This window comes from Lentzea kentuckyensis, from assembly GCF_002150765.1.
Taxonomy (GTDB): domain Bacteria; phylum Actinomycetota; class Actinomycetes; order Mycobacteriales; family Pseudonocardiaceae; genus Lentzea; species Lentzea kentuckyensis.
Genome location: NZ_MUYM01000185.1, coordinates 1 through 13245, shown reverse-complemented (window position 1 = coordinate 13245; position 13245 = coordinate 1). Strand labels below are relative to the sequence as shown.

14 protein-coding genes are annotated in these 13245 nt (G+C 67.6%); 5 read left to right on the top strand and 9 right to left on the bottom strand.

The window, feature by feature from the left end; translation table 11 throughout:
• Both B0F77_RS45590 and ileS read right to left on the bottom strand, forming a co-directional pair.
• Positions 1-259, bottom strand: a 259-nt coding sequence (locus B0F77_RS45590) for a hypothetical protein (protein WP_211294371.1), incomplete at its 3' end; no start/stop codon positions are given.
• Between the two features lie 119 nt (positions 260-378).
• Complete coding sequence (gene ileS / locus B0F77_RS45585; RefSeq protein WP_086669289.1) at positions 379-3483, bottom strand: isoleucine--tRNA ligase; 3105 nt, start codon at positions 3481-3483, stop codon at positions 379-381.
• Between the two features lie 245 nt (positions 3484-3728).
• Between ileS and B0F77_RS45580 the strand changes: the two genes are divergently transcribed.
• From B0F77_RS45580 to B0F77_RS45570, 3 genes are all read left to right on the top strand, one after another.
• A complete protein-coding gene (locus tag B0F77_RS45580; protein ID WP_086669286.1) occupies positions 3729-4073 on the top strand; it encodes a DoxX family protein in 345 nt (114 codons plus the stop codon).
• Positions 4070-5218 (top strand): AfsR/SARP family transcriptional regulator, encoded by a 1149-nt coding sequence (locus B0F77_RS45575; RefSeq protein WP_086669285.1) that lies wholly within the window; start codon positions 4070-4072, stop codon positions 5216-5218. The genes B0F77_RS45580 and B0F77_RS45575 overlap by 4 nt, the downstream gene beginning before the upstream one ends.
• Positions 5219-5287: 69 nt before the next feature.
• A complete protein-coding gene (locus B0F77_RS45570; protein ID WP_086669284.1) occupies positions 5288-5734 on the top strand; it encodes a hypothetical protein in 447 nt (148 codons plus the stop codon).
• Here B0F77_RS45570 and B0F77_RS45565 read toward each other — a convergent pair.
• Positions 5724-6611, bottom strand: a complete 888-nt coding sequence (locus tag B0F77_RS45565) for an alpha/beta hydrolase family protein (RefSeq protein ID WP_086669283.1) — start codon at positions 6609-6611, stop codon at positions 5724-5726. The genes B0F77_RS45570 and B0F77_RS45565 overlap by 11 nt on opposite strands.
• 180 nt (positions 6612-6791) lie before the next feature.
• On the opposite strand from B0F77_RS45565, the gene B0F77_RS50790 reads away from it, so the two are divergent.
• On the top strand, positions 6792-6953 hold the full coding sequence (locus B0F77_RS50790; RefSeq protein WP_342746919.1) for a hypothetical protein: 162 nt from the start codon (positions 6792-6794) through the stop codon (positions 6951-6953).
• A 204-nt stretch (positions 6954-7157) separates the two neighbouring features.
• Here the strand turns inward: B0F77_RS50790 and wag31 are convergent, their stop codons facing one another.
• The 6 genes from wag31 to ftsZ all read right to left on the bottom strand — a co-directional run bounded on the left by wag31 (position 7158) and on the right by ftsZ (position 12216).
• The gene (gene wag31 / locus B0F77_RS45555) at positions 7158-7973 is read right to left on the bottom strand and encodes a DivIVA-like cell division protein Wag31 (protein ID WP_086669281.1); all 816 of its coding nucleotides are present in this window, start codon (positions 7971-7973) and stop codon (positions 7158-7160) included.
• Between the two features lie 47 nt (positions 7974-8020).
• Entirely contained in the window at positions 8021-8296 is a 276-nt protein-coding gene (locus B0F77_RS45550; protein ID WP_086669288.1) for a YggT family protein, read from the bottom strand.
• Positions 8297-8314: 18 nt separating this feature from the next.
• A complete protein-coding gene (locus tag B0F77_RS45545; RefSeq protein ID WP_086669280.1) occupies positions 8315-8968 on the bottom strand; it encodes a cell division protein SepF in 654 nt (217 codons plus the stop codon).
• A 67-nt stretch (positions 8969-9035) separates the two neighbouring features.
• Entirely contained in the window at positions 9036-9734 is a 699-nt protein-coding gene (locus B0F77_RS45540; protein ID WP_086669279.1) for a YggS family pyridoxal phosphate-dependent enzyme, read from the bottom strand.
• Complete coding sequence (gene pgeF / locus B0F77_RS45535) at positions 9731-10435, bottom strand: peptidoglycan editing factor PgeF (RefSeq protein ID WP_086669287.1); 705 nt, start codon at positions 10433-10435, stop codon at positions 9731-9733. Before pgeF ends, B0F77_RS45540 begins: the two co-directional genes overlap by 4 nt.
• 401 nt (positions 10436-10836) lie before the next feature.
• Positions 10837-12216, bottom strand: a complete 1380-nt coding sequence (gene ftsZ / locus B0F77_RS45530; RefSeq protein ID WP_086669278.1) for a cell division protein FtsZ — start codon at positions 12214-12216, stop codon at positions 10837-10839.
• Positions 12217-12539: 323 nt separating this feature from the next.
• On the opposite strand from ftsZ, the gene B0F77_RS45525 reads away from it, so the two are divergent.
• Positions 12540-13245, top strand: a 706-nt coding sequence (locus B0F77_RS45525; RefSeq protein WP_143467276.1) for an RICIN domain-containing protein, incomplete at its 3' end; no start/stop codon positions are given.

Below are 13245 nucleotides of genomic sequence, written 5' to 3'. Positions count from 1 at the left end.
ACAGCTGGTCGACCAGCTGTCTGTCCTTCCAGATCAGCACCGTGGAGCCGGACGTCCAGCGGAACGAGCCGTTGCCGACGACGAACGATCCGGCGGCACTGACCACACCGCTCGCCCCCACGCTGTCCGGCACCGGCAGTTGGGACTCGGTCCACGTGTCGCACACGACCGGATCGGCCGATGCGGTGGCGGGCGCCAGCACACCGGCGGACAGGACCAGCGCGCCCGCGAAGACGCGCCATCCCCCAGAGAAGACCATCGTTGTTCCCCCTTGCTAGTTGGCCTGAGAACGACCGTAGCGACGGGGTCTGACAGTTATTTCGCGCCGGACATGGCACGGGGCCGCCGCCCGAGGACAGCGGCCCCGTACAACTGCGATCACACTCGCGCGACGGTCACCTTGACCTTGACGCCGTCACCGACGGTGCCCTCGGCAGTGCCCTCGCCGAAGACCACCGACGACGTCAGCGTCTCCGACCGCACGAACTCCAGGTGCGGCTCGACCGCGGACCGCACCGCGTCCGGAAGCTCCAGCGTCAGCGTGATCCGGTCGGACACGTCGAGCTGGGCGTCCTTGCGCGCCTGCTGCACCACACGCACCAGGTCACGCGCGACACCCTCGGCCTCCAGCACCGGGGTCACCACCGTGTCGAGCACGACGACGCCCGCACCACCCGGCAGCGCCGCCGTGGCAGCCGGATCCGTTGCCACCAACCGCTGTTCGTACTCGCCCTCGAACAGCTCGACACCGGCGGCGACCACCCGACCGTCCACTTCGGACCAGTCACCGGACTTGACCGCCTTGATGACCTTCTGCACGTTCGGCCCGAGCCGCGGGCCGGCCGCGCGTGCGTTCACCACGAGCTGGAACTGTCCGTAGGCGTCGACGTCCGTGGACAGCGACACCTCCTTGACGTTGACCTCGTCGCGCACGATCTCGGCGAAGTCCTCCAGCGAGCCGGCCACCGGCGACGCGACCGTCAGGCGCGCCAGCGGAAGCCGCACGCGCAGCTTGTTGGCCTTGCGCAACGACAACGCCGTCGAGCACACGTCGCGAACCTCGTCCATCGCCGCCACGAGAGCGTCGTCGGCGGGCAGGTCCGAGACCGACGGGAAGTCCGTCAGGTGCACCGAACGCCCACCGGTGAGCCCGCGCCACACGACCTCGGTCGTGTAAGGCAGCAACGGCGCCGTCACGCGCGTGACGACCTCCAGCACGGTGTGCAGAGTGTCGATCGCGTCCTGCTCGCCGTCCCAGAACCGCTGCCGCGACCGCCGCACGTACCAGTTCGTCAGCACCTCCAGGTACTCACGCACCAGCTGGCACGCGCCGGAGATGTCGTAGACGTCCATCGCCGTCTGGACGTCGCGCACCAGGTCGTGCGTCTTCGCCAGCGCGTACCGGTCCAGCACGTGCGCCGAGTCGGTCCGCCAGGTGCCCTCACGCCCGGAAGCGTTGGAGTACAAGGCGAGGAAGTACCAGGAGTTCCACAACGGCAGCACCGCCTGGCGCACCGCGTCCCTGATGCCGCGCTCGGTCACCACCAGGTCGCCACCGCGCAGGATCGGCGACGCCATGAGGAACCACCTCATCGCGTCCGACCCGTCGCGGTCGAAGACCTCGTTGACGTCCGGGTAGTTCTTCAGCGACTTGGACATCTTCTGGCCGTCGTCACCGAGCACGATCCCGTGCGCCACGCAGTCGCGGAACGCGGGCCGGTCGAACAGCGCCGTCGCGAGCACGTGCAGCGTGTAGAACCAGCCGCGCGTCTGCCCGTTGTACTCGACGATGAAGTCGCCGGGGTAGTGGTTCTCGAACCACTCCGCGTTCTCGAAGGGGTAGTGCACCTGCGCGAACGACATCGAGCCCGACTCGAACCAGCAGTCGAGCACGTCCGGGATCCGGCGCATGGTCGACTTGCCGGACGGGTCGTCCGGGTTCGGCCGCGTCAGCTCGTCGATGAACGGCCGGTGCAGGTTGTCCGGACGCACGCCGAAGTCGCGTTCCAGCTCGTCCAGCGACCCGTACACGTCCGTGCGCGGGAACTCGGGGTTGTCCGAGGTCCACACGGGCAGCGGCGAGCCCCAGTACCGGTTGCGCGAGATGTTCCAGTCGCGCGCGTTCTCCAGCCACTTGCCGAACTGGCCGTCCTTGATGTGGCCGGGCACCCAGTTGATCTGCTGGTTGAGCTCGACCATCCGGTCCTTGAACTGCGTGACCGCGACGAACCACGCCGACAGCGCGCGCTGGATCAGCGGGTTCGCACACCGCCAGCAGTGCGGGTACGGGTGGTCATAGGTCTCGTGCCGCAGCAGCAGGCCCGCTTCCTTGAGGTCGCGGATGATCAGCTTGTTCGCCTCGAAGACGTGCACGCCCGCGTACGGCGTCACCTCGGCGGTGAACTTGCCGTCCGGCCCGACCGGCACGACGACCTCGATGCCCGCCGCGTCCGTCACGACCTTGTCGTCCTCACCGAACGCCGGCGCGATGTGGACGATGCCCGTGCCGTCGTCGGTGGTCACGTAGTCCGCGGTCAGCACCTGGTGCGCGTTCTCGCGGCCCACGAAGAAGTCGAACGGCGGCAGGTACTTCTTGCCGACCAGGTCCGAACCCTTGTAGCGGGCGACGACCTCGGGCTCCTCGCCCAGCTCACGCGCGTACGCCGCGACGCGAGCCTCGGCGAGCAGGTACTTGTCACCGTCGGCGCCGACGACGGTCACGTAGTCGACGTCCGGGTGCACCGCGGCGGCCAGGTTGCTCGGCAGCGTCCACGGCGTGGTCGTCCAGACCAGGGCCTTCTCACCGGACTCAAGGCGCAGCGCCACCGTCACGGCCGGGTCCTGCCGGTCGCGGTAGGCGTCGTCCATCTTGGTCTCGGTGTTGGACAGCGGCGTCTGGCAGCGCCAGCAGTACCAGAGCACCCGGAAGCCCTCGTAGATCAAGCCCTTGTCCCACAAGGCCTTGAACGCCCACATGACGCTTTCCATGTAGTCGAGGTCGAGCGTCTTGTAGTCGTTGTCGAAGTCGACCCAACGAGCCTGCCGCGTCACGTACTCGCGCCACTGGTCCGTGTACTGCAACACGGACGTGCGGCACGCCTCGTTGAACTTCTCGATGCCGAGCTCGTCGATCTCGTGCTTCTGCGTGATGCCCAGCTGCTTCTCGGCCTCGTACTCGGCCGGCATGCCGTGCGTGTCCCAGCCGAACCGGCGCTCGACGTGCTTGCCGCGCATCGTCTGGTAGCGCGGCACGACGTCCTTGACGTAGCCGGTCAGCAGGTGCCCGTAGTGCGGAAGACCGTTCGCGAACGGCGGGCCGTCGTAGAAGACGAACTCGTTCGCACCGTCGTCACCCACCGGGTTGCGGTCGATGCTCGCCTGGAAGGTCTCGTCGTCCTTCCAGTACCCGAGCACGTCCTGCTCGAGGTTCGGAAAGGACGGCTGCGCCGGGACCTCGTTCGCGCCGGCCCTGGGGTAGGCCATCTTCACTGCTCCTCGCGGTCGGATACGACACGCGAGGACGACGCACCGGACGTTGCCCGGCAGGCCGCGGTACCACCCCGCTTGCTCGCGCTGACACGCGAGCCTCTCGTTCTTCGGCTGTGACGGGCCGGTCCCGTCCGGTTCTACTGAGGCTCGCGCCCGTTCTTCCGGAGGCTCCCCGGTGATGGCCGGATCGGTGCCTGTAGCTACAGGGTACGGGGCGGCGCAAACCGTATGCTGCGCGGATGACGTTGACCATCGCGTTGTCGATCGTGCTGGCCCTGCTCTTCGTCGCGACAGGCGCCGGCAAGCTCTTCGGGGCGAAGGCGTCACTGCAGGCCCGCGACCACTTCCGGATGAACCCGGCACTGTGGCGCACCATCGGCGCCCTGGAGTGGGCGGGCGCCGCCGGTCTGGTCGCCGGCCTGGTCACGTGGGAATGGGTGGCGCACGCGGCCACCGTCGGACTCGGGCTGCTGATGGTCGGCGCCACGATCACCCGGCTGCGCTACGACTCCAAGCCGTCCGGCGTGGTCGTGGACCTGGTGCTGCTGGCGTTGCTGATCACCCTGCTGTTCCTGGACCGGTGACGCACACCTTCCACGTCCTCGGCACGCCAGAAGTCCGGCGCGGCACCACCCGCGTCGAGGTGGGTCACGCCCGTCAGCTGAGTGTGCTGGCCGTGCTGCTCGTGGACGTCAACCAGGTCGTCAGCGTCGACAAGCTGCTCTCACGCGTGTGGGACGACGCACCGCCGCGGCAGGCCAAGGCCGCGCTCTACAGCTACATATCCCGGCTGCGGACCGCGCTGAACGGCATCCCGATCGTGCGCCGCTCCGGCGGTTACGTGCTGAAGGCCGACCCGTCGTCCATCGATCTGCACCGCTTCCGCTCTCTCGTGGCCAACGGACAGCCCGGTGAGGCCATCGCGCTCGTGCGCGGCGAACCGTTCGAGGGCCTGCACGGCGCGTGGTTCGACGGACTGCGCGAGACGCTGGCCGGCGAGATCACCGCCGCCGAACTGGACCACACCGACACCAGGCTCGCCGCGGGCGAACACGTGGACCTGATCGCCGAACTGACCGCGCGCACGGCCGAACGCCCGCTCGACGAACGCCTCGCGGGTCAGCTGATGCGCGCGTTGATCGGCGCCGACCAACGAGCAGACGCACTGGCCTACTACTCGCAGCTGCGCAACCGGCTAGCGGACGAACTGGGCCTGGACCCCGGCTCCACACTGAGAGACCTGCACGCGTCCTTGCTCCAGCGTCCACAGTGGACACCGCGCCAACTCCCGCCCACACCAGCTTTCACCGGCCCGACGGCACAACTGGCAGCACTCGACGACGGCCCGATCGTCACGATCACCGGCCCGGCGGGAACGGGCAAGACGACGCTCGCCCTGCACTGGGCACACGAACACGCCGCCGACTACCCGGACGGCCAGCTGTTCGTGGACCTCAACGACAGCGACCCGGCCGATGTCGTCCGCGAGTTCATCACCGCGTTGGGCACCTCACCGGACGGCATCCCACCGGAGCCACACGCGCAGACGGCGCTCTACCGCACGTTGCTGGCCGACAGACGCATGCTGATCGTCCTCGACAACGCCGCCGACACGGCCCAGGTCGTCCCGCTGCTACCGGGCACTCCCCGGTGCCGGGTGATCGTGACCAGCCGCGAACGCCTGCCGGGTCTCGTGACCGCGCACGGTGCCCGCCCGGTGGTGATCTGAGTACATCCACGCATGGCGTGCCGACCGTCGTCTCCCCCAGACTTTCCAGCGAGGTGATTGGGGGATCACGTGAAAATTCTGGCACTCGCCGCCTTGCTCAGCTGCACCGTCACACCGGTGCAGGAGTTCTCCTTCGAGGCCGAAGCCAACGCATCGCCGGTGCACGGCCGGTCGGCGCACTGGTCGGCTCCCGCCGAGGAGATCCGAGTCGGACTGCGGCGATCCGACAACACCATCAGGATCCACGCCGAGCACAACGGCCTGGACGACTACATCCTGATCGAGCTGTCACGGCACGACGGACAGCTGATCACGGCCGGCTCCTACCACGACGAGAAGATCATGGTCGTGGGCGACCGCCACGCCTGTGTGGACGACACGGCCGACTTCACCATCGACCGCGTCGAGTACAACGCCGACGGATGGGCCGACGTGTTCCAGGCGTCGATCACCCACACCTGCCGGGACGACCTGCCCTTGAACGCGTTCCGCGTCCGAGTCGACTTCAACCGCTGACGCGTCTACGCCGCACGACCACACCGGCAACCACGAACAGCACGAGCAGCAACACACCGCCGACGATCGGCATCAGCCATCGTTCGAGAAAGGTGGGCGGCGGCGAGGTCTCGCGGACGAACGCCCGCATCTTCTCACTCAGCGCCGCATCACCAATGAGCTCGGCGAAGTGCGCCTTGCCCGGCACGATCTCAAGCTTGGCGTTCGAAGCGGCGCCCGCCACGGCCCGCGCGTGATCGGCGAGCCGCGGGTTCTCGACGTCGGCGTCCCCGGTCTCGATGACGTCGTCCTGCGCCGCGACGACCAGCGACGGCACCTTGACCGCACCAATGCCCGCCACCGCGTCCAGGTCGGAACTGCTCGTGCGGAAGGCCTGGAACGGGGTGAGCAGGAACACCCCCGTCAAGCCGGAGATCTTGCCCGCCGCCGCGGCGATCGCGGTGGCACCGGTGCCACCGCCGCCGGCGACGATCGAGGTGGCACCACGGCGGTCGAGCTCCGCGGCGGCACCCAGCACGTCGAGGTCGTACCGGTTCCGGTTCTCCCGCAGGAGCAGGGTGCGCATCTCGTAGACGAGCACCTGGTGGCCGTCGTCCGCGAGCTGCCGTGCCAACGGCAGCCAGTCGCAGATGAACTCGGTCTGGGTATGCGCCAGCAGCACGCCGCTGGACCCGCTGCCGAACACCAGGCCGGGCAGCTCGACGCCGTCCTCGGCCTTGAAGGTGATCGCGTCTTCGCGCAGGTCGGCGGGAACACACTTGTTCAACTCGGTCTTCGGCTGGGCGGCAGCTGGCGCGACGCTCGTCAAGACGAACGCGGCAACGACGACGGCCCCCAGCACTGATCTCAGCGCCATGAAGATGTCATAGCGCGCCAAGGCACCGATCGTTCGCGAAACGGACGCAGAGGGCCCGTTCGGACCTCAGGCCGAACGACTCCGGCGCACCAGCACCGCATCAGGGGTGCACACAGCGCAAGGTGTGAACTGCAGCTGCCGTGCTTCCTGCGCCGGGAGGCCCAGCGTGGGCCTCCCGGCGAGCCAGGAGCACGAACTCAGGTGGTACCGGGGCCGCTCGTCGAGGACCCGCACCTCGTCCACCAGATCGGCCACGACGAGCAGGTCTGCCGCGTCGGTGTCCTCTTCTGGTGGTTCCTCGTCAGCGGGCGGCGTGTCGGCTACCGCCGAAACCACTACCCGTTGATCATCAGCTACAGCTAGTTGATCTACACTCTGCGCGTCGGCAGCGGGGTCCCCCGGTCGCCGTCGCCACCAGTCCCAAGCAAGGACCAGGGCGGCGAGCACGCTCGCGCCCACGGACGACCACGCCCAGATCGTGTTGGACGTGGTCAGCGCAGGCACGAGCAACCCGAGGGCTGCCAGCACCAGAAGTAGAACTACGAAGAGCACCTAATGGACAGTAGTTCAGCCCGCTTCGGCGCGTGCGCCGAACGAGTAGCCCTGGGAACGTCCCTCGGACGGAGCGGCCGGGCCGCGGTCCTGAAGGTCGCGCAGGGACGACTCGAGCATCGTCTTCAGTCGCGTGCGGTACTCGCGCTCGAACGTCTGCAGCTTGTCGATCTGCTTCTCGAGCGTGTTCTTCTCCTGGGTGATGTTGCCCATCACCTCAGCGTGCTTGCGCTGCGCGTCGCGGTCGAGCGCCGTGGCCTTCTCACGGGCCTGCCGCTCGAGCGTCTCGGAGCGCGTACGCGCGTCGTTCAGCATGGTCTCGGCACGCGTGCGCGCCTCGTTGACCATCGTGTCGGCCTTGGCACGGGCCTCGGAGAGCAACTGCTCCGACTTCGTGCGCGCCTCGGACAGCATGCCGTCCGCCTCGGCCTTCGCCTCACCGGTCAGCCGGTCCGCCATCTCCTGGGCGAGACCCAGGACCTTCGCGGCCTGCACGTGGTGGTCTCCGCCACCACCGGGAGACGTCTGCTCCATCACCGAAGGCGGCGGGACCGGCGCCAGGCGGCGCGGCTCCTCAACCGGCATACGGGTCGTCATGGGGCTGGCAGAAGCCTTCGCACGCGCGTCGTCGAGGTCTGCGCGCGACGTCTCGAGCTGCTGGTCGAGCTGCTCGACCTGCTGACGGAGGTCGTTGTTCTCCTCGATCAAGCGGGCGAGTTCGCCCTCAACCAGGTCGAGGAACGCGTCCACCTCGTCCTCGTTGTAGCCCCGCTTGCCAATCGGCGGCTTGCTGAATGCAACGTTGTGCACATCAGCGGGGGTCAACGGCATCGGATCACCTCTCGCACTCCTGGGCTGCGGTCATCCCCGGTTCCCCGTCACCTGGGATCTGCAACTTGCATCAAAATGATAACGAGCAGCCACAGCACAATAATCGATAGGTCCAGCCCGACGCCCCCGATCCGCACAGTCGGGATCACCCGACGCAGTGCACGGACCGGTGGGTCGGTGACCGTGTACACGGTTTCCAGCGTCACGGCTACGCCGCCCGCGGGGCGCCACTCCCTCGCGAAGGTCCTCACCAGCTCGACCACCACACGTGCGGTCAGGAACAGGGAGAACGCGAAGAGGACGTAGAAGATGACGAGACGGATCGGGTCCACGGGTCAACTCTAACCGTGGTTCCCGAACCCACCCTCCGCCAGCTTCCTCCGGTCCTCCGCCGTGACGTCAATGTTCGGCGGTGAGAGAAGGAACACCCTGCTGGTGATCTTGTCCATGGACCCGCGCAGAGCGAACGCGAGACCGGCCGAGAAGTCGACGAGACGCTTCGCGTCCGCGTCGTCCATGTCGGTCAGGTTCAAGATCACCGGAGTGCCGTCGCGGTAGTGCTCCCCGATCGTGCGCGCCTCGCTGTAGGTACGGGGGTGAAGCGTGGTGATGCGCGCCAACGGGTTGCCTGCCGGCTCGGCGACCGGGCGCAGCCTGCTCACGGGCTCGCGCTGCGGCTCGACGGCGAGCGCACCGTGCACCGGTGCGTCAGCAGACCAGCGCCGCGTGCTCGAGGGGCTGCCCCCGCGCCGTGGCTCAGGCTCGTAGTCGTCCGACTCGTCGATCTCGGTCCGGTACCCGGAGCCCGGAAGCTCCGACCGTCCCGGCGTGAACACGCGGTTGCGCCGCGGGTAGGGGTCGTAGTCGTCGGCCTCGGCCGCGTACTCGGACCGGTAGTCGCCGTAGCGACCGCGGTCGTCGTCGTAGCCGGGGTCATCTGCGTACTCGGCGGGGACCATCCCGAAGTAGGCCTTCAGCTTGTGCAAAGCGCTCATCCCAAGCCCCTCCTCCGCGAGTTCCCCACCTAGGGACGGTGCGGACGGCCCCGAGGTTCCCGACAACCTATGGCGAGATTAGTCGCCGACTGCCGAGCAACGCGGTTCCGACACGCACACAGGTCGATCCGTGCGAGATGGCATCTTCCAGGTCCGCGCTCATTCCCGCTGACACCCTGATGGCAGTGGGATGATCATCACGTAGGCCTGATACCACTGACGCCAACGCTTCAAACGCCTGCGAAGGGTTCATCGTCAGAGGCGCGACAGTCATCGCACCTCGAAGAATAAGATCACCCGAACGAGTGATCACGCCAGCCAGTTCCGCCACATCGGCCACAGGACACCCACCCCGAGACGTGTCGCCGTCAATACTGACCTGCAACAACACGTCCAACGTCCTGCCCTTGGCCCGAGCCGCCCGCGCCAACGCCTCAGCGAGCCGGACGCTGTCCACCGAGTCGACCTGATCGGCCCACTCGACCACCGACTTCGCCTTGTTCCGCTGCAATCGGCCAACCATGTGCCAACGAGCTTCTTCAAGGTGTCTCAATTGGCTGACCTTGGCCCCGGCCTCCTGATCCCGATTCTCCGCGAAGTCGCGGAGACCAAGCTCATAAAGGATCTCCACATCGCTCGCCGGCCAGGTTTTCGTCACCGCGAGCAACATCACTTCAGACCGCTCACGCCCGGCACTTTCACACGCCTTGGCGATGCGCTCCTCAACCTCGGCGAGGTTCTCCCGCAACTCCTCGACCCGGCTCACGACTCGACCCAGATCACCGACGCGAGCCTCCCGGTAGGCGCCTCCCTGCGGTGGCTGAAGAGATCCCGCTCCTCGAACGTGCACCGCGGGTCGACCCCGATCTTCCCCACCCCGGCACTGGCAAGCTGGTTCCACAACCCGGCCCGCAAGTCCAACGCAGGAGTCCCCTTCCGCGACTTGGACGCACTCCCCGGCAAGTGCTTCTCCACGTCCTTCTGCATGTCAGCGGGCACCTCATAGCACTCACCACACACAGCAGGCCCCAGCAAAACCTCGATGCGCTCCAACTCGGCCCCCAGAGCCATCATCGCCTTGAGCGCCTCGACAACCACGCCAACCCGAGCCCCAACCCGCCCAGCGTGAACCGCCCCAACAACCCCGGCCTCCTGGTCCCCCAACAACACAGGCACACAATCGGCCGTCAACACCACCAACCCGAGACCAGCCTGTTTCGTCACAACAGCATCAGTAGCCTCAAGCGGCTCACCCTGCGGCCCGTCAACCGTCGCAACGGTCCGCCCGTGCACCTGCTCCATCCAGACCAACCGCTCAGGCGTCAACCCAACACCTTCCGCAAGCCGAGCCCGGTTGGCCACCACCGCCTTCTCCTCGTCCCCGACGTGATCGCCAAGGTTGAACGACTCGTACGGCCCCTTGGAAACGCCACCGGAGCGAGTGGTGACAACACGACGAATACGCACCCCCACACCCTAGTTCGCACACGCCCAGCCACGCCCCGCGCCGACCGCCATGGTGAGGCAGGGCGAAGGCGGAGGCGAGCTGCCCTTGGCGACGCCGGAGGCGAGCTGCTCTTCGCATGCGCTCCGGGTGGGGTCCCGTCACGAGTCGTGACACAGCACTCGCCCGCGGCGCTGGACCCCCGATCAGATTGGCGGGGGTTTGGGGGCAGCGCCCCAAGAGAAAGCACGCAACCGCATGGCCGCCGCCCGCAAGGTGACCACCCGCCCGCTCGCGCCCCACCAGCCAAGTTCCCACAGCAAGCTGCCGCAGGCGTCCCCCCAAAAGGAAGACCCCCTGAGCCCAAACGCTACTCAGGGGGTCCGACAAGATCGAAAACCGAAAACTCCGGCGACCTACCAACTCACCGCCGCATGAACGGCGGCACGTCCACCTCGTCATCCGGGTCCTCAGTGACCGGCACCGGCCGAGAAGGCAACGACCCGTTCTGCGACAAAGACCGAGGCACAGCCGGCACGTACCCGTTCCCCTGCGAAGGCGAAGGCTGCGGCGGCACAGAAGTCGGCGGCCGAACCTCCCCCTGCGAACCCTGATGCACCGACTGATGCCCCGTCTGGTGCCCCTGCTGATGAACAGCCTGGTGCCCAACCTGAGCCACCGGCTGCGAAACCGGCTGAGAGACCGGCGGAGCAACAGGCGGAGGCGCCACCGGCGGAGGCGTCTGAGCCACCGGAGCCTGCTGGTGAACCGGCGCGGCGGAAGCGGAAGCGATCGGCCCGGAAGCGGTCCGAGGCGCCGAGGACAACGCCGTCGGCTCCAGCTTCTTGTGCGTCGGACCGCCGCTGTCGAACCCGGCGGCGATCACCGTGACTCGAACCTCGTCGCCGAGGGAGTCGTCGATGACCGTACCGAAGATGATGTTCGCGTCCGGGTGCGCGGCCTCCTGGACCAGCGACGCCGACTCGTTGATCTCGAAAAGACCCAGGTCGGAGCCGCCGGCGATGGACAGCAGCACCCCGTGGGCGCCCTCCATCGAGGCCTCCAGCAGCGGCGAGTTGATCGCCTTCTGCGCGGCCTGGACCGCTCTGCCCTCACCGCGGGCCGAGCCGATGCCCATCAACGCCGAGCCCGCGCCGGACATGACCGACTTGACGTCGGCGAAGTCCAGGTTGATCAGACCAGGGGTCGTGATCAGGTCCGTGATGCCCTGGACACCGGAGAGGAGCACCTCGTCGGCCGAGCGGAACGCGTCCATCAGGCTGACACCGATGTCACCCAGCTGGAGCAGTCGGTCGTTGGGGATGACGATCAGCGTGTCGCACTCGTTGCGCAGGGCCTGGATGCCGTCCTCTGCCTGCTTGGCGCGGCGCTTGCCCTCGAAGGAGAACGGGCGCGTCACGACGCCGATGGTGAGTGCGCCGAGCTTGCGGGCGATCGAGGCCACCACCGGCGCGCCGCCGGTGCCCGTGCCGCCGCCCTCGCCGGCGGTCACGAAGACCATGTCGGCCCCCTTGAGGACCTCTTCGATCTCCTCGCGGTGGTCTTCGGCGGCCTTGTGCCCGACCTCGGGGTTCGCGCCCGCGCCGAGGCCACGCGTCAACTCGCGGCCGATGTCGAGCTTGACGTCGGCATCAGACATCAGCAAGGCCTGTGCGTCGGTGTTCACCGCGATGAACTCGACGCCCTTGAGCCCGACCTCGATCATGCGGTTGACGGCATTGACGCCGCCACCACCGATGCCGACGACCTTGATCACCGCGAGGTAGTTGTGCGGGGGCGTCATCGGATCCGCCTTCCTGATCGTGGTCCGTGCTGTGGTGCTGGGTGGTGATGCACCCGGATTGAAACTCTCAACCTCTCGTCGAGGCTCAGAGTTATGTCAACCCCATATGTTCCTGCTGGACGGTAAGCACCGGCGGTGCGTCGGTCCAGCAGCCACGCCGTAGGGTCCCAACACTGTGCGCTACTACTCCCCGGTCGTGCCGTCAAGTAGCGCGCACGGCCCTGAGGACGACGCACCACCAGCGTAGTCGGACCTCGAATCAGAGATCGTCTCGCCCGTCCTATCGACGATTTTCTGTCGGTGGCGCTCGCTAGCGTGGCCTCATGGGGATGAAGAAGCTGTGCGTCGCCCTCACGGCGATCGCACTGGGGGCAGTGACGGCCGCACCCGCGAGCGCGGCGCAAGACGGAAACAGAATCATCGAGATCCGCAACGTTGGCCACAACCTCTGCATCGACAACACACCGCGGGACGGATACCGGCCCAGCGTCGCCACCTGCACGGGAAGCCCCGCGCAACGGTACGAGGTCGTCCCGGCGGCGGCCGGCAAGGTGTTCCTGCGCAGCGTCGAGGACGGAACCTGCCTGGACCGGCTGGGCCAGTCGCTCTCCCTGCACCCGATGGCCTGCAACGTCGAGACGACCACGCAGCGCGCCGAACTGGTGCCCGACGGGCCCGGCATCGTCAAACTGCGGTTCCAGGACAGGTTCGCTCAGGTGCTCTACGAAGACATGGGCGTGATCTTCAGCGACGAGGACATGGGCGACTACGAGCAGTGGGAGATCCGCGAGGTAGGCGTGGTGCCACCGCCCACGCTCGCGAGCGTCGTGCGGCTGCGGAACGCCGACAGCAAGACCTGCCTGACCGGCAGCGGCACCAAACCGGCGATGGCGCCGTGCGCCACGGAGCTGAGCCAGGCGTTCGAGCTCGGTGAGAGCGGGGGCGTGTTGCGCAACAAGGCGAGCGGGAAGTGCCTGGCCAACCCGCGCTTCGACGAGGTCACCGCGGTGACCTCGTCGAAGCGCGGGT

Bases quoted from the DNA above. Each gene is read 5' to 3' on its own strand.
- B0F77_RS45580 (WP_086669286.1), top strand. From the start codon at position 3,729: ATGACGTTGACCATCGCGTTGTCGATCGTGCTGGCCCTGCTCTTCGTC.
- ftsZ (WP_086669278.1), bottom strand. From the start codon at position 12,216: ATGACGCCCCCGCACAACTACCTCGCGGTGATCAAGGTCGTCGGCATC.
- wag31 (WP_086669281.1), bottom strand. From the start codon at position 7,973: ATGCCGTTGACCCCCGCTGATGTGCACAACGTTGCATTCAGCAAGCCG.
- ileS (WP_086669289.1), bottom strand. From the start codon at position 3,483: ATGGCCTACCCCAGGGCCGGCGCGAACGAGGTCCCGGCGCAGCCGTCC.
- B0F77_RS45545 (WP_086669280.1), bottom strand. From the start codon at position 8,968: ATGAGCGCTTTGCACAAGCTGAAGGCCTACTTCGGGATGGTCCCCGCC.